Origin of the sequence: Paenibacillus sp. IHBB 3054, assembly GCF_051594305.1 — a bacterium.
GTDB lineage: Bacteria > Bacillota > Bacilli > Paenibacillales > Paenibacillaceae > Paenibacillus_AQ.
Window position 1 is genome coordinate 42121 of the sequence record NZ_JBOFBG010000030.1, and the last position, 16241, is coordinate 58361.

Here is a 16241-nt window from a genome sequence, read left to right on the forward strand (position 1 = left end):
TCCTTTATGTGGTGTTGCATCCATGATAACGAAACAAGATAAACTGAAAATTAACTTTTCTGAAAAAAAGAAAAAGCCCTGAAAGAACCATTCAGTTCTTTCAAGACTAGAGTCAAAGTCCATTCGGTATTGTAATTGTAAATGTGGTACCTTGTGATGGGGTACTGCTGCAGGCAATCGTTCCTTCATGCAGATGAATGATCTGGTTCACGATCGCTAATCCAAGACCATTGCCCGTAGTGGAGTGGGAAGCGTCCTGCTGATAAAATCTATCGAATATCCTTGGAAGGGCTTCCGGATGAATACCGCAACCGTTGTCACGGAACAGAATGACAATGTTATTTTCATTTCGCTTCATTTCAACTTCAATTAGGCCATTGTCAGGTGTGAACTTGATCGCGTTATCCAACAAATTCAGCCAGACTTGATTCAACAGCTCTTTGTTTCCAGAGATATTGTAATCCTGAACGTTAACATTCAGTGACATATTCTTCTTCTCCAATTTGGCAGCAAGCAGCAGCACAGATTGGCGAATCTGCTCCCCAACATTAAACCGTACTTTGTTCGTCAAAATCGTCTGCGCCGCAATTTTTGAAAGCTCAAGAACATTCGAGGCGAGGGAGGCTAGTCTAGCTGATTCCTCAATAACAATGTCTAGATATTCATCCCGTTCCTCTTTGCTAAGATCATCATGCTTGAGCACTTCGGCAAATCCTTGGATCGAGACAATGGGGGTTTTGAATTCATGGGAGAAATTATTGATAAAATCGGTTCGCAGAATTTCGATTCCCCCAAGCTCTTCGGCCATCCGGTTAAAGTTCTCCGAAAGAATTTTAAATTCCGGAGGACTTTTGAGCTGAAGACGCATGGAAAAGTCACCTTTGGCAAGCCGGTCCGTGGCTTCTATAAACATCCGGATGGATTTTACCATTTTCCGGCTTGTGACAGCCGATATCGTTGTACCGATAATTGTGCAGGCGATTAATGTCATTACGGGAAGCAAGGTGCCATCTTGGGCGATTTCTTCATTTAACAGACCAAAAACATTCGCAAGATAGAAGAGCAGCCCTGTAATCATAACAGTAATGAGAAAAATGACGAATACGGCAAGAGAGAAATAGAGGGGAAGAGAGATTCTGCTGCTGAGTTTGTTACTCATTTTGCTCATGGTGTTCTCACCGCCTTGTATCCCAGACCCCGAACTGAAACCAGTTCAAACTCCGGATAAGCTTCAAACCGTTTCCGCAGACGATTGATGTGTACATTAACGGTTGTATCCGTACTTTCATTTTCCATGCCCCATATTTCGTCCATGAGCTGGATTCGGGTGAAAATCCGCTCCGGATAAGATAATAGCTTATACAACAAATAAAATTCTTTTTGCGGAAGGGTCTGCTTCTCATCCTCCCGGGTTACCGTCAAGGCGTCATAATCAAGTATGACTTTACCCACTGCCAGTTTACGGGCACTTGCAATTTGGGAACGGCGAAGCAGAGCTTGGATTCTGAGAAGCATTTCTTCGGTATCAATGGGCTTGGTCATATAGTCATCGGTTCCAAGCCGGAACCCCTTCTTCTTATCTTCAGGGAGCTGTTTGGCTGTAGCCATAAGAATGGGGGTCAAGCTATTGCCATCTCTTACTTCCTTTGCGAATTCATAACCATCCATATTAGGCATCATGATGTCCAGAAGGATTAGATCAATATGCTGTGAATCAAGGACCTCCAAAGCTTTAACTCCGTCTTCGGCAGTGACAACAGAATAGCCTTCGCGTTTTAGAACAGCTTCAAGAAGTCTTCTTACATGCTTTTCATCTTCTACCACCAGTATGTTGATCATGATTTCACTCCAATTCATTTCATTGGGGGTTCAGGGTCATAATATCATCTTTCTTCTGCAATGAACAAACTGTTTGATGGAATTCACGCAGTATTCGCGAGCAAATCTTCTCCGACTTAAACAGCTGTTTGTGCAGCTTATCGTTCTAAATTCGCAGCTTGCTTCACACCCATTGAATAAAGAATGCCGGAAAAATATACTGTGACTGTAAGCAGAAGTGCGGGAGGCGATGCAAGGTGAAGATTACGATTGAGGATATTCCGGAAGGCAGCGAGCCGGAAATTATCCTCAGGTGCAATGAACCTGACGACGCGTTGTTAAGGCTTATTTATTCCATTAAAACAAGCTCCAAAAAGCTGATTGGCCTGACCGGTATGCAAATGCATGTGATAAGTCCGGGGGATGTGTTTTATTTTGAGGCGGTGGACAACAAGGTGTTTATTTATTGCCGGGAGAAGGTGTATGAGTCTCGCCTTAAACTGTATGAGCTTGAGGCCGATTATGAGCAGGGCGATTTTTTCAGGGCATCTAAGTCAACCATTCTTAATATTGCCAAAATCAAATCGGTCAGCCCGATCCTGTACGGGAAATTTGAGGCGCTGCTGCAGAATGGCGAAAAGGTGTACATTTCCAGGCAATATGTGCCTGTGCTCAAGAAAAAATTAGGACTCTAAGGAGGCTTTTCGATGAAAGTCAGCAGCTATATCTCACGCATCGCAAAGGATTTTCTAATCGCCTGCGGCTGTTTATTTGTCTTAACCGCGTTAGTGTTGACCTTATCTTCTACAGAAATGATGAAACCCTCCCTGCTCTGGCAAATTATATTAGCCGCATCAGCCTTTACTTCCTTTAAATACGCATTGATTGATACCCCTGAACTGGGGAAAAGAGCGCAAAGGATCAGCTTCTATATATGTTTTGTGCTAGCGGATGTTTTTGTCATCGCATGGCTGTGGTTTTTCAGCTCCAGTCAGGTGATGGATAGAGAGATTCTGGTTGCTTTCGTCCTTGTGATTCTTGTGGTCAAAGGAATGGTGTATGCCATGATGCATATTGATGGACTGAAAGAAGCCAAAAGGCTGAATGAGAAGCTGAGTGAATATGGCAATGGGGGAAAGAGTGACAGTTGATGGATAGGAAATTTATGTAACTTATAGGACTTGGCACCGTATATCATTCGAGATTATAAAAATGACCTTGGAGATGATACCGTGCAACTTGCCCGCTCCACCTTAACCGACCTGCACAGTAATGAAGAAAAACCGGATATTATTTTGCAGCAAGCGGTAAAGCTTTATCTGCAAAGGGTCCGCCAGTTTGAACCACAGATCCATGCCTTTGTTCCGGAAGAGCAGCTGGAGGGGCGTTTGGCCATTGAAGCGGAGCGTTTGCTGGCTTCATCCTCTGCAATGGCAGACAAACCGGCTTTATGGGGAATGCCGGTCGCCATTAAGGATCTGTTGCATGTCGACGGTTTACCCACTTGTGCCGGTTCCGCGCTTCCTCCAGAAGTATTGACTGATAAGGAGGGCTCATTGGTAAGACGTCTTCGCGACTTAGGTGTGCTAATTGCAGGAAAGACAGTGACCGAGGAATTTGCCTACAACGGGCCTATGGCTACACGGAATCCGCATAACACGGAACACACGCCCGGCGGATCAAGCGCAGGATCTGCGGCAGCGGTAGCCGCTGGTCTATGTCCCCTCGCAGTAGGCACCCAGACCTTGCGCTCTGTGATCGCACCGGCTTCCTTTTGCGGGGTGACCGGGTTCAAACCCAGCTATGGAAGAGTCCCGCTGGATGGAGTGATTCTGCTGTCGCCTTCTTTTGACACGATAGGCTTCTTCACGCAGGATCTGCCAAGCATGGAAGTGGCTGCAGCCCATCTTGTTCCGGACTGGACCCCCCGCCGGGTAGATCGGAAGCCTGTACTCGGTATCCCGCGGGGAGTGTACATGGAACTGATGAGCCCGGAGGTCAAAGCCACCTTTACTGCGCAAATCGAACATCTTGAGCATTTGGGCTACCAGGTCCGTTATGCAGACATGCCATGGGAAGATGAGTTTATTTACGGGGACAGCATGCTGCGGTTCATTGAAGGAGAGATGGCACGCGGGCATGCATCCTGGTTTGAGCATTATGCTGAGCTCTATGGTCCTCCGGTAAGAGAGGCAATTCTTAGAGGCAAAGCCATCCCAGAAGATGAACTGGACGGGTACCGCAGGAAGCAATGGGTGCTGCGGGAAGAGCTGAAATCGCTGATGGTGAAAGTAGGGATAGATATTTGGGTGTCTCCAGCCCAAGGCGGAACCGCTCCGAAGGTAGCGGACAATAATACCGGATGGTCGGGAATGCCCGCCATATGGGGGTTTGCCGGATGCCCGACCCTCAGCCTTCCGTCAGCAAGCCTTGAGGGATTGCCGCTCGGTTTTCAGTGCATCGGAAGCTTTAGCGAGGATGAATGGCTGCTGGCCTGGGCCCGGGAAGTGGCTCGGGATTTGTGAAAATGTAAGAATTCATATGCTTTACGTTATAAATTATCCTTCTATTTCCCGCTGAAACGGATACCGTCCTTTTGAGGACGGCGAAGCTGTTTCCACTTGTTGAACTAAATATATGTATTGCCCGCCAACACTTGTGTGAAGTGTCAGGCGGGCTTTTTTCTGCTGTTCACATTGTTTTCCTATCTATACAAAAAATTGTTGCAATATGTAAAGAGTGTGCTATGATTTTTTTGGATTGGTAGTAATATTATTGTTAATTAATTTACGTTTATGTTAACTAAAGGAGCGCGCGCAAAATGTACACACATCACCAAAAAGCCATTGATGCCATTACCGCCAAGCTAAAGGTCAGGGAGGATATTCTGGGAATCATTATCGGAGGCTCCATCGCGCATGGATACGCGAACGAAACCTCAGATCTTGATATTATGATTGTGCTTTCCGAAGAAGACTATCAAGAGGCGTATGCAGCCAATGAACTCGGTTTTTTTGAAACGGAGTCCTGTCCCTATGAAGGGGGCTACGTGGACGGGAAAGTAATATCGGTAGATTATATCCGCAAGGTTGCAGAATACGGAAGCGAGCCTGCGAAATTTGCTTTCAAGGATACGTTCCTCTCCTACTCCAAGGTTGAGGGTTTGGAAGAATGGATACAGGCGGCCTCCAGATATCCCACAGAGAAGAAGGAGGAGCATATCAAAAAATTCTACGCGCAATTCGAAACCTGGAAATGGTATTACTACGAGGGCTTGAAAAGGAATAACCAGCTGCTGATGGATTATTCCCGGACGAATGTTGTCCTGTTTGCCGGAAGATTGATCCTCGCCCACAATGAGAAACTCTTCCCCTCCTATAAATGGCTGCTGAGAGAGCTGGAGGCGGCCGAGCATAAGCCGGATCACTTCATGCTCCTCATGAGTAATGTGATCGAGCTCAAAACTGCAGATTCTATCGAAGCTCTATATGCATCTATTGTTGCATTCCATGATTGGTACCCATCCGACAAACATTGGTCGATTCAGTTCATGATTGACAGCCAGTTGAATTGGATGGATGGCAATGTACCTATTCTCGACCTGTAAGGAAACGATAAGCCGCAAGCAAGTCTTCTACCGGAATTGTAATTAATGATGATTCCCGGATGAAATACTTGTGCATTTCTGCAGATCATATCCTTTCAGAACAAAGGTATACCCCGGCCTCAGGAATATAGCTGACGGATGCGCAGCGGCCGGTAACGGTTCCAATGACTTGCAAGGTATAAATGTCGATCAGCTGCAGCAATAGGCCTTTCTGATCTGCGATGAACTTGCGGGTACGCATACAGCGGGAATTAATCATCCGTGCCATCGTATATTGATCGCTGGCCGTGTACAACAACTCACCGCTGTCAAGATCATAAATCTGATCCAGAGGCTCCGATGTTCTGATTCCAAACTTTTTCAGATCTTCCCCGATATAAATATTGTCATAACACTCATCAAGTCCGTGTCTTTCCATCTGCCTGTCCATTAGACCGTATGTACATAGTTCTGAAGAATTCTCGCTAAAATTCTGTTTGCATAGGAAAAGAGAAGATCCTCTCTGGCTGATGCCGGCATACCCATGGGCCGGATCACACTGGTCAATAATAAAAGTCTCGTCTACTGGCAGGTGATTGCGGACATTCTGAACGAATTGTTCCAACGGAATAATGACCACACTTTGTATGGCTGTACCTTCGAGCATATCATATTTGCTGTAATCCCATTCCGACCTTTTCTCAGAGACTCCGATCCGGCCCGTCACAATCATAAGCTGTTCAATGTGATTATGTTCAAAGACAGAGGTGTATGATAAGTGTACGATCCGGTCATTCGGCCCGATCCTCTCCGGAACGGGGAAGCTCTGACCAAGCTCGACATCGATCAGCAGATATCCGGTAAATCCGGAGTTTCGTTTTTTGGAGAAGGGGTCCAGATCAGGCAGGCTAACCAATAGATAACGCTCGTTCAGACCATATAATCCCATTCGACTTATTGCCGAAACCTCCGTGCTTTCCGCCAGCTCATCCGTCAAACGAAGAATATAGACCTCCCTGGCCTGCATGCTGCGGCAATCCAGCTGATGAATCGCCAAGACGGCCGTCCGGCCTTCCCAGCTCAAATAGGTGTAATAAATCCAACACCCGGCGTCCGAATAATTAAGGATATAGGGCTTATGGCCATAGCTGATAAAGTCGGTGGTATGGTTGATAAGATCATAACGGAGCACTCCGGCAAAAGGCCCGCTTTCAGTGACCGCTTCTTCATCCATAACGTCACTGACATAAAAGACAGCGTAGCGCTCATCGAGGGTAACCCCGGAGTAAGCTACAAATTGATGATCAAAGCCATGCAGATGCAGCATTTCAGTCATTATCAAGCACAACTCCCCTACACTATAATAAAACAGAATATACCATAAATTACGTATAAAAGGTTAAGGCTACTGTGGAAAAAGAAAAACTAGGCATTGAAAGGGCACGAGCTCAGCTCGTGCCCTTTGCTTACCGCCGGAGAAACCTGACATTCACTTCTCCGCTACCTGCGGTATTTGGACGGAGACCCAGACGGAAAGCATTCCGTTTTAAAGCTGTTTTGACCTGCAAGGGGGAGAGGGAAGGGGAACGCTGCAGCAGCAACGCGGCTGCGCCGGAGACGATAGGCGTCGAGACGCTGGTGCCGGACAAGACAAAATATTGTTTATCTATTCTCAAATACGGATATTGGCGGGCTAACTGTGAGCCGGGAGACCGCAGAGAGATGATCGTTTCGCCAGGAGCTACAATGTCAGGCTTCTTCCTTCCTCCCGGTGCCGGCCCGCGGCTGGAGAAATCGGTGATTCGGTCATCGCCTTGCGGCAGCGTCCGGCGGTCATCCACAGCCCCAACTGTTATAGACGAAGGGCTAACGCCCGGTGACTCAATCGTTCTGCGGCCTGGACCGCTGTTCCCGGCGGCAATCACGACGGTGAGCCCGGCTTTGACTGCTTTTTCTACAGCTTGGCAGAGCAGGTCGTCCTCACATGAAGTATTCACTGGTCCGCCGAAGGACAGTGAAAGAATGCGCAGCTTCAACCGCTTCCGGTGCTTAATACACCATTCAATCCCCTTAATAATCGTGGAATCATAGCCATCGCCATACTTATCCAATACTTTAATGCCCACAATACCGGCTTCCGGTGCCGGTCCTCTGTATTTCCCCCGGCTTGCCCAGCCGTTGCCTGCCGCATCGCCGGCGATATGCGTGCCATGACCATTGTCGTCATAGGGCTGTTTCCGGTGATTTATAAAATCCTTGAAGGCTATAATCCGGTTCACCGGCCGGGTCAGATCCGGATGCGGGAATACTCCAGTATCGAGAATGGCGATATGGATTCCTTTGCCCGTAAGCCCATCCGCTTGCCGAACGGCTGAAGCTCCGATTGACGGGGTGGCAATATTTAATGAAGTCGTTTTGATTGCGTCCAAATAGACCTTGTGAACTCCATGCCAGCAGCATATGCGTTCCAGACATTTCAATGATACCTGTGAGGATACCGCATTGAGCAGAGGCAGACGGCGGCTTATGATAAATGGCTGCGGGCCGACATGTCTGTGTAGAGCAAGAAGACGGGAGGGTGTGATGGGCCGTTTAAACTGAACAATGACCGGAACGGTCACCGGTTTGTAGCCAGAGGCATAGGTTTGCCGGACTTTGTGTTTCAGGGGCCGATTTAATTTGGTGGCATGCTGCTGCAGCCATAACTGTGCGTTCATTGCTCAGTGATCACCTCTTCAGTCAGTGTATGCACAGTAAGATACGGTGGGTACGTATCTATGAACCTAGGACACTACCACATTTTAATACAAGTAGGCCAGTGTAGTTTCAGAGAGCACGGGAAATGAATCTAATAGTGTATCCTATAAGAAAGTGGTGAAGAGTAAATGAAGCCAGTGGACAAGAAGACTCTTATGGCAAAACGGGCACTTATGGCAAAAAAAGCGCTTATGGCCCGCAAGGCAAAGGCATCCGCAGTGAAAAAGAAACGCAGAATTAGACAAAGCCTCGACAGATTTATCGTAATTGCTACGAATCTGTCTAATGCACCAAGAGATACAAGTGGATGGACAGCTAGCTTAACCAACGCAGGCGTAACAACAACAGCCGATTTTGATGATTTTGGTGTGGCCAGATTCCCCACAATCACCACGTTAACAACGGTCCCGTATCTTTTGAGAATAAGAGATGCCAACGGAAATCCGGTAGTCAGCCGAAATGTTCCTGCAGACCGTGAATTTTTCATCGCCAGATTCTAATCTGGGGTGATCCATGGATGTGACATAGTCTAAACAGCGTGCGCCGATGAAAGACGGTGTGCGCTGTTTGTTATGATATGGAAGCAAATTAGAGTAAACTGGAATTGTAATGTTTTTCCTGTACCCGCATCAGCTTGGTATTCAGACTGGAGGAGTGTCCTATGTACGAGTGGATCAAAGACCATTGCTTGCTGGAATATAGCGCGAAGCAGGAGCGATTTGAGCTGGATAGGTTAACTGGTTTTTATAAGAACAGACTGACGATGGACAAGCCACCTTCCGGGATGACGGCGCTTGGGCAGTATTTTATTGCTTCGAGTGTGTTGGACGACGAATCCTTCGCCCAGGTAATCCCGGTACAGGACGAAGCGATTAGAGCCATATTGATGGAGCAGGTGGCGCCACATTTTACAGTAGTAAGGGAAGCCGGCCATGAAGGTGTAATAGAATCGCTTTTTCTGGAGCAGCTTAGGCCGGAATCGAAGATATTGTTCGAGGAGACGAAGACCGGGATATTGCCCGTAATACAGGATTTGTACCGTCACAAGGATATGAGCAGCCGTTACCATGGAGGCAAGAGACAACTGATTCATTATCCTGTGAATTTGAAGCTGCTTACGCCCTATGATGCGCCAGATGTGCAAGAACTGCAAACGCTGCTGAGAAAGTTCTATTTCAAATCCGGGGGAGTATTCAGTCTGATTCCGGTCGGCTGGATGTTTGAGGATTCCTTACGGGATTCTGCCCTGCTGCGGTTTCTTGCCGGATTTGTCCCATATGTTACGATGCTCGTGGATGCAGACAGCAACGAAGTAGTAGTGCTGCGGATGGGCGAAAATGAATTATCACATACGCTTGAATTGAATTCAGCTAAGCCGCAGGCGCCGCGAAGACACAATAATTATCTATACCTGGATATGGGCATTGGATTGGTCTTTGTGGTTGATTTGGCCGGGCAGCCACCGGTGGAGGATTGGAAAGATCTCCGGGAGAAACAGGGTTACTATTTGCCGGAGGACAGTGACTTTGCAGATTTTGATCATGAGACAGCAGCGCCGATTCCTGAGGGCTTAGGACTTTTTTTTGATTCGGATTTCGCGAAAGCAATGGTTGAGGCGGTTAACCGGGAATTGCGGCTTTTTAATGCCTTGGGAGGAAAATGATGAATTCTATCAGGGGGTTTGCAGCTTTGCCAGAAACGGATGGTCCTTGTGTGGTGTATATGGATTTCCGGCCCGGCAATATATTGATCAACGATAATAAGGTTATGATGCCTTCAGTGCGGTTGCCTGGTGTGAAAAAAAAGGGCTATATATTGAACTTAAAACTTGAGATAAGGGAAAGGAGCAACGGAGGGGGATTTTGGAACTGGAGGAGCGGTAGTGTCCGCCTGAAAGCTTTCCGAAGGAAAACTAGCATCGAAAGCATAAGCAGTCTTCGGATTTCTACCGCTAAGAGCGGTATTGATCAAGAAATTCTTACGACAACAGCGGCCGGAAGTCCAAATATTCACCGTAATTGCGACTGATCCTGTACTCTAAAATCTTAAGTTCAATCTATGTAGAAAAGCTGAATTACAGAAATCGGTAGAACTTAATCCTTACTGAGAAGACCAATAACACTTATTATTGCTCCTAGTAAAATAGTCAGAAAACTCAAGCTGGGGTATCTGACCTTGTAATCAACGATGGCATTAAAAATGAGTCCTAAAAAAATCAATTCGGCGCCAAATAACATTAGTTTCTTTCCAGTCAGATTTTTGCGAAAAAACGATAATGCCAATAGGATGCCTATAATGATTGTAATTCCTAATAAAGCACTAATGATCAAAAAACCGTTCTCAGATAAATAAAAAAGGTTAGAGCCAGGAGTCTCTTCCAAGGTTATTTCCTCCATTCTAAGTTAACCATCCCTACAATATTGGCTGGTTATTTTCTATTTTGAATGTACCATTTATTTGAAAATTATTCCATGCAGGAATAGTGGGAAGGATTGACAATCCTATTATTATTTAATAACCTTCGTTATATCACAAGCGTTATTCATAGGGGAGGTGCAGATCGTGCCGCCGAAATCAGATATTACGAAAGAGCAAATTATACAGGCGGCATTTGCCATTGTGCAGGAGCAAGGGCTTGAAATGTTGTCAGCCCGAAATATCGCGCAGAAGCTGAATTGCTCCACCCAGCCGATTTACAGCTTGTACGGAAATATGGAGGAGATCAAAAGTCTGGCATATCAGAGGGTTGTAGATCATGTGCGTTATAGCATGACAACTTATGAGGATGGGTACTATTCACCTGCTCTCAATTTGGCTATCGGATTTTTGCATTTTGCCAAGAAAGAACAGCATTTGTTCAGATCTGTGTATCTTTCCGGTTATAAGAGCTATGATCTGGATCAAGAAGAATTTATAGGCGAAGCCATAAGCATGGCCTATTTGCGTCATAGCAAACGGCTCAATTCAGCCTCAGAACACAGACTTAAGCGGGTTTTTCTAAATCTCGCGATCTATTTAATCGGGCTGGGAACCCTGATTCACTCAAGTACGAAGAAGCTGGAGATTGATGAGGCGATTATCATGGTCAGGGAGATGTATGAAACTCTGCTCCTGAGAGAAAAAGAGGAAATGAGCTGTGAATAGCGGATTGGCGTTATTTCTTCAAGAAATCAGATTAAGACATTAGCCGTTGCTATTTTCTTCTTGATGAGTATACAATAGATTGAATTAAAATACTGGAAGAGGTGGAAATATGAAGCGGGAACGGAAGAGCGGCGATCGGACAGCACTTTCATTTTCAAATCTTCATATTTTCATTTCATTGAAACACTAAAGCATTTTATGCTTTAGTGTTTTTTTATTATGCGGAGGTGTAGAGATTGGTTAGGTACAAAAGAGTACTCATTAAACTAAGTGGCGGGGCAGTGGCAGGAAAGACGGAATTTGGTTTTGAACCGGAAAAAATGGAGCATATCGCGAGTGAAATTATGTCCGTGGTGGAACTGGGCGTTGAGGTTTCACTCGTGATCGGAGGAGGCAACATATTCCGTGGCAACATGGCGGAGAGCTGGGGCATAGAAAGGGCGGAGGCTGACAATATCGGCACGCTCGCGACTGTCATTAACAGCTTAATGCTGCGTGGAGTACTCAAAGCCAAATCTGACAGAGAAGTGCGCGTAATGACGGCAATACCGACTACATCTGTTGCTGAGCCGTATATCCGTCTAAGGGCAATTCACCATTTGGAAAAAGGGTATATCGTGATTTTCGCCGGAGGGAACGGTCAGCCCTATGTGACAACAGATTATCCTTCGGTTCAACGAGCAATCGAGGTAAATTGTGATGCCCTGCTGGTTGCCAAACAAGGGGTGGATGGTGTACTTAGTGCAGATCCTAAACATGACAGGGCGGCCCGAAAGTTCAAATCCCTGCATTACAACGATGTGCTCCAGCATAACTTGAAGGTCATGGATCAGTCAGCGTTCATCCTGGCCAGGGATTATCATCTCCCGATGCATGTATTCAACTTTGACCAGCCGGGTTCCATGAAAGACATTTGTGAAGGGATCAATCACGGAACAATCATTAGCGGAGAATCTCTTCTGGAATTGGAATAAGTGGCATGTTTTATTCCATGAATTAGAAGGTGTGGAGTGCAATAGCTTAGTTTGTCAATATACAGCTAGCTAATATGTTTAAATATTAGTGATTATGTACAATCGGTTGGCAGGAATTTAGCTATAATGACAATAAACCTAACATATATATTTAAAAGGCGCAGCATTCAAGATATAATGTGGCCATCAGTATTAGCGTGAAGGTTGGCGGAGAGCCATGCACTTTGATATCCTAAAGATGCCATTGAAAGGTCTGAGGTATGATGAGCCTGGAAACTTTAAATGAACGAGTACAAACGGACCTTTCCTATTTGGCCTATGGCGGTACGGACTGGGTACGTCCTCTGGAGCATCTGGAAGGGCATGTCTACGATGTTGTTATTGTCGGAGGCGGTCAAAGCGGTTTGGGAGCGGCTTTTGGACTGCTGCGTGAACGGATATCCAACATTCTGGTCATTGACGAGAACAGTGAAGGGTTAGAGGGGCCTTGGGAGACCTATGCCCGGATGGTTACACTGCGCACGCCCAAGCATTTGACCTCCATTGATTTGGGGATTCCATCCCTGACCTTCCGCTCCTGGTGGGAAGCGCAGGCTGGTCCCGAGGGCTGGGAGGCCATGGACAAAATCCCGCGCGGTGAATGGATGAACTATCTGCGCTGGTACCGGCAGGTGCTCAGACTTCCTGTCGTCAATGAGGTGAAGCTGAAGCTGATTGAGCCTGGTGAAGAGGGGCTCCACCGCCTGCACATTGCCGGCCCGGGAGCACCCTCCGGGTTGCTGCTGGCCCGGAAGGTGGTGCTGGCAACCGGCATTCAGGGTGGCGGTGAATGGCATGTGCCGCCGCTCATTGCCGGAAATCTGCCGGAGCATCTGTACGCGCATACTTCGGAGGCAATTGATTTCAGCGCACTGAAGGGCAAAAAAATTGCCATTCTGGGCGGCGGAGCCTCAGCCTTCGATAATGCTAATTACATGCTCTCCGAAGGAGCAGCCGAAGCCCATGTCTTTGTACGGCGGGAGAGGCTGCCGAGCGTCAACCCGATTCGCCAGATGGAAATGTCGGGGATGATTGAACGGTTCCATACATTGGCGGATGACGATAAATATGCGGTGATCTCCCATTTCTTCAAGTACAATCAGCCACCGACCAATGATACCTTTGCCCGTGCCGCGGCTTGGCCCGGCTTCAGGCTGCATCTCGGTTCCCCGTGGCTTGATGTGCAGGCTGCTCCGGGCGGAGCGGTAGTAACAACTCCCAAGGGAGAGTTTGCCTTTGATTATATTGTGGTCAGCACCGGCCTGCTCAGTGATCCCGGCCTGCGGCCCGAGCTGCGGCTGGTTGAGCGTTATATCGCCCGCTGGAGCGACCGCTATCAAGCCCCGGAAGATAAGGTGAATCCGCTGCTTGATGACCATCCTTATCTCAGCCCGGGGTTTGCGCTGCAAAGCCGTGGGGAAGACGGCCAGAAGCTGCTGCATGGTTTGTTTGTATTTAACTATTCCGCTTTGGCCAGCTGCGGGTTGTCCGCTTCGGCGATTTCAGGCATCCGGAACGCCATACCCAAGCTTGTAGCCGGGGTGGCCGATCAGCTCTTCCGGGATGACCGTGAGAGGATTCTGCAATCTTTTTACTCCTATAATGAAATTGAATTTACCGGAGATTTGTAAGGTAAAGCTCTCTTGAGAAATCAAGAGGGCTTTTTGCTATAATAAAGAGGTTCATATTTCTTCTGCAGATTGGAGTAAGACCATGACCTATCGCAATTTGGAAGAGTGCATTATAGATTTGGAGAAGCACGGGCATTTGATCCGTATTCATGAGGAAGTGGATCCCATGCTGGAGATGGCAGCGATCCACTTAAAGGTTTATGAGGCCGGCGGCCCTGCATTATTATTTGAAAATGTCAAAGGCTCGAAGTACCGTGCGGTGTCGAACCTCTTCGGGACCATCGAGCGCAGCAAGTTTATATTCCGGGATACCTGGGATTCTTCGCAGAATGTCATCGCGCTGCGCAATGATCCGATGAAGGCGCTCAAGCAGCCCTTTAAATATATAGGTACAGGGCTTGCCGCGAGAAAGGCTCTGCCGCTTAAGACACTCGGTGGTGTCCCGGCAGGCTTCGAGGAAATTCAAATCTCCGACCTTCCGCAGATTAAGCACTGGCAGGGAGATGGCGGGGCTTTTGTAACCTTGCCGCAGGTGTACTCGGAGGACCCGGACAAGCCGGGCATAATGAATTCCAACCTGGGTATGTACCGTATTCAGCTCAGCGGCAATGAGTATGAAGTGAATAAGGAAGTGGGGGTTCATTACCAGATCCACCGCGGCATCGGAATCCACCAGTCCCAAGCGAACAAGCGGGGCGAACCGCTTAAAGTGAGCTGCTTCATCGGCGGTCCTCCCGCACACACATTGTCTGCTGTCATGCCGCTGCCGGAGGGCTTAAGCGAAATGACCTTTGCCGGCCTGCTGGCCGGACGCCATTTCCGCTACAGCTATGTAGACGGCTTCTGCATCAGCGCGGATGCAGATTTTGTAATTACCGGGGAAATACATCCCGGCGAGACCAAACCGGAAGGTCCCTTTGGCGACCACTTAGGGTACTACAGCCTGGTGCATCCTTTCCCGGTCATGAAAGTACATAAGGTGTATGCCAAGAAAAGGGCAATCTTCCCGTTCACCGTAGTGGGACGGCCGCCTCAGGAGGATACCGCCTTTGGGGAATTGATTCATGAACTGACCGGAGGCGCTGTGAAGCAGGAGATTCCGGGAGTGAAAGAAGTACACGCGGTTGATGCTTCAGGAGTGCATCCCCTGCTGTTTGCCATTGGCAGCGAACGGTATACTCCTTATCAGCAGTTGAAGCAGCCGGCGGAGATTCTTACCATCGCCAACCGGATCCTGGGAACCGGCCAGCTTAGCCTGGCCAAGTATCTGTTCATTACGGCCGAGGAGGACCGGGCCATAAGCACTCATAATGTGGTTGATTTCCTGACCTATATTCTGGAGCGGATTGACCTTCACCGCGACATTCATTTTCAGACCAATACGACGATTGATACGCTTGATTATTCCGGAACAGGGATGAACAGCGGCAGCAAGGTGATTTTTGCAGCAGTGGGAGAGCAGAAGCGAAGCTTGTGCACAGAAGTGCCGGAGGTTCTGTCCCGGCTGCAGGGCTTCGGGGAGGCCAGAATGGTGATGCCGGGCATCGTTGCCCTGCAAGGTCCGGCATTCATTAATTACAAGGAAGCGCAGCAGCAGCTAAGGTCTTTGTGCGCCGCCATTGAGGAACAAGGTCCGCTCCCTTCCTTGCCGATGATTATTCTGTGTGATGACAGCGAGTTTATGAGCGGGCCCCTGAACAATTTCCTATGGGCGACCTTCACACGCAGCAACCCTTCACATGATATATATGGCGTGAACAGTGTAGTGGAGAACAAGCACTGGTCCTGCGACAATGTCATTATAGACGCCCGTACGAAACCGCATCAGGCCCCGCCGTTAATCCCGGATCCTGAGGTGGAGCGCCATATTGAGCGGCTTTTTGCAAAGGGAGCCATCCTGGGAGGCCTACGTAAATAAAACTGCAGGTTATTCCCTTGGCGGAACAGGATGTTTTCCCTGAGCTGCTGGAACTGATCAAGCGCAAGCGGTACCGCAAGAAATAGGCAGGAGTTTGGAGGAAATAGTATATTGGAACGGAAAACCGCAGCAAATGTCGCTGCGGTTTTTTATGTCGGCTCACAGTCGCGCCTTTTCGAAAATCAGTTTTTGTCATATTTTCGCGAATTCCGTGCGCAAATAGGTAACATTGCTGGATCAAAGTCGTAACCTGCGTGGCAGGGAGTGCTCTACAAAAAAATTTAATGCAATATACAGGCAGGACAGAATGCCAAATGATAGAGATTTAAGAAATGCTAAAAGTGAAAATAATGGATCGGCGAGAGACAACTTAT

General features: G+C 47.7%; 16 protein-coding genes. 11 read left to right on the forward strand and 5 right to left on the reverse strand.

Features of this window, described 5'->3' with window-relative positions:
- Positions 1-112: 112 nt before the first annotated feature.
- Both ACQ76X_RS25355 and ACQ76X_RS25360 read right to left on the reverse strand, forming a co-directional pair.
- Positions 113-1168, reverse strand: coding sequence for a sensor histidine kinase (locus tag ACQ76X_RS25355; RefSeq protein WP_438496512.1), 1056 nt, complete (start codon positions 1166-1168; stop codon positions 113-115).
- Positions 1165-1839 (reverse strand): response regulator transcription factor, encoded by a 675-nt coding sequence (locus tag ACQ76X_RS25360; protein WP_438496513.1) that lies wholly within the window; start codon positions 1837-1839, stop codon positions 1165-1167. Before ACQ76X_RS25360 ends, ACQ76X_RS25355 begins: the two co-directional genes overlap by 4 nt.
- Before the next feature lie 236 nt (positions 1840-2075).
- On the opposite strand from ACQ76X_RS25360, the gene ACQ76X_RS25365 reads away from it, so the two are divergent.
- The 4 genes from ACQ76X_RS25365 to ACQ76X_RS25380 all read left to right on the forward strand — a co-directional run bounded on the left by ACQ76X_RS25365 (position 2076) and on the right by ACQ76X_RS25380 (position 5425).
- Positions 2076-2513, forward strand: a complete 438-nt coding sequence (locus tag ACQ76X_RS25365) for a LytTR family DNA-binding domain-containing protein (protein ID WP_438496514.1) — start codon at positions 2076-2078, stop codon at positions 2511-2513.
- A 12-nt stretch (positions 2514-2525) separates the two neighbouring features.
- Positions 2526-2969, forward strand: a complete 444-nt coding sequence (locus tag ACQ76X_RS25370; protein ID WP_438496515.1) for a hypothetical protein — start codon at positions 2526-2528, stop codon at positions 2967-2969.
- 81 nt (positions 2970-3050) lie between these two features.
- Entirely contained in the window at positions 3051-4343 is a 1293-nt protein-coding gene (locus ACQ76X_RS25375) for an amidase (RefSeq protein ID WP_438496516.1), read from the forward strand.
- A 296-nt stretch (positions 4344-4639) separates the two neighbouring features.
- Positions 4640-5425 (forward strand): nucleotidyltransferase domain-containing protein, encoded by a 786-nt coding sequence (locus tag ACQ76X_RS25380; protein WP_438496517.1) that lies wholly within the window; start codon positions 4640-4642, stop codon positions 5423-5425.
- A gap of 85 nt (positions 5426-5510) precedes the next feature.
- Here the strand turns inward: ACQ76X_RS25380 and ACQ76X_RS25385 are convergent, their stop codons facing one another.
- Positions 5511-6740, reverse strand: coding sequence for a hypothetical protein (locus ACQ76X_RS25385; protein ID WP_438496518.1), 1230 nt, complete (start codon positions 6738-6740; stop codon positions 5511-5513).
- A 130-nt stretch (positions 6741-6870) separates the two neighbouring features.
- Positions 6871-8121 carry a S8 family peptidase gene (locus ACQ76X_RS25390; RefSeq protein ID WP_438496519.1) on the reverse strand — a complete coding sequence of 417 codons (1251 nt, stop codon included), beginning with the start codon at positions 8119-8121 and terminating at the stop codon, positions 6871-6873.
- A 168-nt stretch (positions 8122-8289) separates the two neighbouring features.
- Here ACQ76X_RS25390 and ACQ76X_RS25395 point away from each other — a divergent pair, with 168 nt between their 5' ends.
- The 3 genes from ACQ76X_RS25395 (at position 8290) to ACQ76X_RS25405 (ending at position 10189) form a co-directional block, all read left to right on the forward strand.
- Positions 8290-8661 (forward strand): hypothetical protein, encoded by a 372-nt coding sequence (locus ACQ76X_RS25395; protein ID WP_052091984.1) that lies wholly within the window; start codon positions 8290-8292, stop codon positions 8659-8661.
- Positions 8662-8822: 161 nt separating this feature from the next.
- Positions 8823-9824, forward strand: a complete 1002-nt coding sequence (locus ACQ76X_RS25400; protein WP_438496520.1) for a hypothetical protein — start codon at positions 8823-8825, stop codon at positions 9822-9824.
- Between the two features lie 26 nt (positions 9825-9850).
- Complete coding sequence (locus ACQ76X_RS25405) at positions 9851-10189, forward strand: hypothetical protein (protein ID WP_438496521.1); 339 nt, start codon at positions 9851-9853, stop codon at positions 10187-10189.
- Positions 10190-10254: 65 nt separating this feature from the next.
- Here the strand turns inward: ACQ76X_RS25405 and ACQ76X_RS25410 are convergent, their stop codons facing one another.
- Entirely contained in the window at positions 10255-10557 is a 303-nt protein-coding gene (locus ACQ76X_RS25410) for a hypothetical protein (protein WP_438496522.1), read from the reverse strand.
- Positions 10558-10723: 166 nt separating this feature from the next.
- On the opposite strand from ACQ76X_RS25410, the gene ACQ76X_RS25415 reads away from it, so the two are divergent.
- The 4 genes from ACQ76X_RS25415 (at position 10724) to ACQ76X_RS25430 (ending at position 15867) form a co-directional block, all read left to right on the forward strand.
- The gene (locus tag ACQ76X_RS25415) at positions 10724-11305 is read left to right on the forward strand and encodes a TetR/AcrR family transcriptional regulator (protein WP_438496524.1); all 582 of its coding nucleotides are present in this window, start codon (positions 10724-10726) and stop codon (positions 11303-11305) included.
- Positions 11306-11541: 236 nt separating this feature from the next.
- Positions 11542-12279: a UMP kinase gene (gene pyrH, locus ACQ76X_RS25420; protein WP_076113160.1), complete on the forward strand. Its 738-nt coding sequence runs from the start codon at positions 11542-11544 to the stop codon at positions 12277-12279.
- A gap of 263 nt (positions 12280-12542) precedes the next feature.
- On the forward strand, positions 12543-13949 hold the full coding sequence (locus ACQ76X_RS25425; protein ID WP_438496544.1) for an FAD/NAD(P)-binding protein: 1407 nt from the start codon (positions 12543-12545) through the stop codon (positions 13947-13949).
- Between the two features lie 82 nt (positions 13950-14031).
- Positions 14032-15867: a UbiD family decarboxylase gene (locus ACQ76X_RS25430; protein WP_438496525.1), complete on the forward strand. Its 1836-nt coding sequence runs from the start codon at positions 14032-14034 to the stop codon at positions 15865-15867.
- Positions 15868-16241 lie beyond the last annotated feature (374 nt).

What these genes read in the sequence shown, in the direction of transcription:
- ACQ76X_RS25380 (WP_438496517.1), top strand. Translation starts at nt 4,640, where the DNA reads ATGTACACACATCACCAAAAAGCCATTGATGCCATTACCGCCAAGCTA.
- ACQ76X_RS25360 (WP_438496513.1), bottom strand. Translation starts at nt 1,839, where the DNA reads ATGATCAACATACTGGTGGTAGAAGATGAAAAGCATGTAAGAAGACTT.
- ACQ76X_RS25400 (WP_438496520.1), top strand. Translation starts at nt 8,823, where the DNA reads ATGTACGAGTGGATCAAAGACCATTGCTTGCTGGAATATAGCGCGAAG.
- ACQ76X_RS25410 (WP_438496522.1), bottom strand. Translation starts at nt 10,557, where the DNA reads ATGGAGGAAATAACCTTGGAAGAGACTCCTGGCTCTAACCTTTTTTAT.
- ACQ76X_RS25390 (WP_438496519.1), bottom strand. Translation starts at nt 8,121, where the DNA reads ATGAACGCACAGTTATGGCTGCAGCAGCATGCCACCAAATTAAATCGG.
- ACQ76X_RS25430 (WP_438496525.1), top strand. Translation starts at nt 14,032, where the DNA reads ATGACCTATCGCAATTTGGAAGAGTGCATTATAGATTTGGAGAAGCAC.
- ACQ76X_RS25385 (WP_438496518.1), bottom strand. Translation starts at nt 6,740, where the DNA reads ATGACTGAAATGCTGCATCTGCATGGCTTTGATCATCAATTTGTAGCT.
- ACQ76X_RS25425 (WP_438496544.1), top strand. Translation starts at nt 12,543, where the DNA reads ATGAGCCTGGAAACTTTAAATGAACGAGTACAAACGGACCTTTCCTAT.
- ACQ76X_RS25395 (WP_052091984.1), top strand. Translation starts at nt 8,290, where the DNA reads ATGAAGCCAGTGGACAAGAAGACTCTTATGGCAAAACGGGCACTTATG.
- ACQ76X_RS25370 (WP_438496515.1), top strand. Translation starts at nt 2,526, where the DNA reads ATGAAAGTCAGCAGCTATATCTCACGCATCGCAAAGGATTTTCTAATC.
- ACQ76X_RS25355 (WP_438496512.1), bottom strand. Translation starts at nt 1,168, where the DNA reads ATGAGCAAAATGAGTAACAAACTCAGCAGCAGAATCTCTCTTCCCCTC.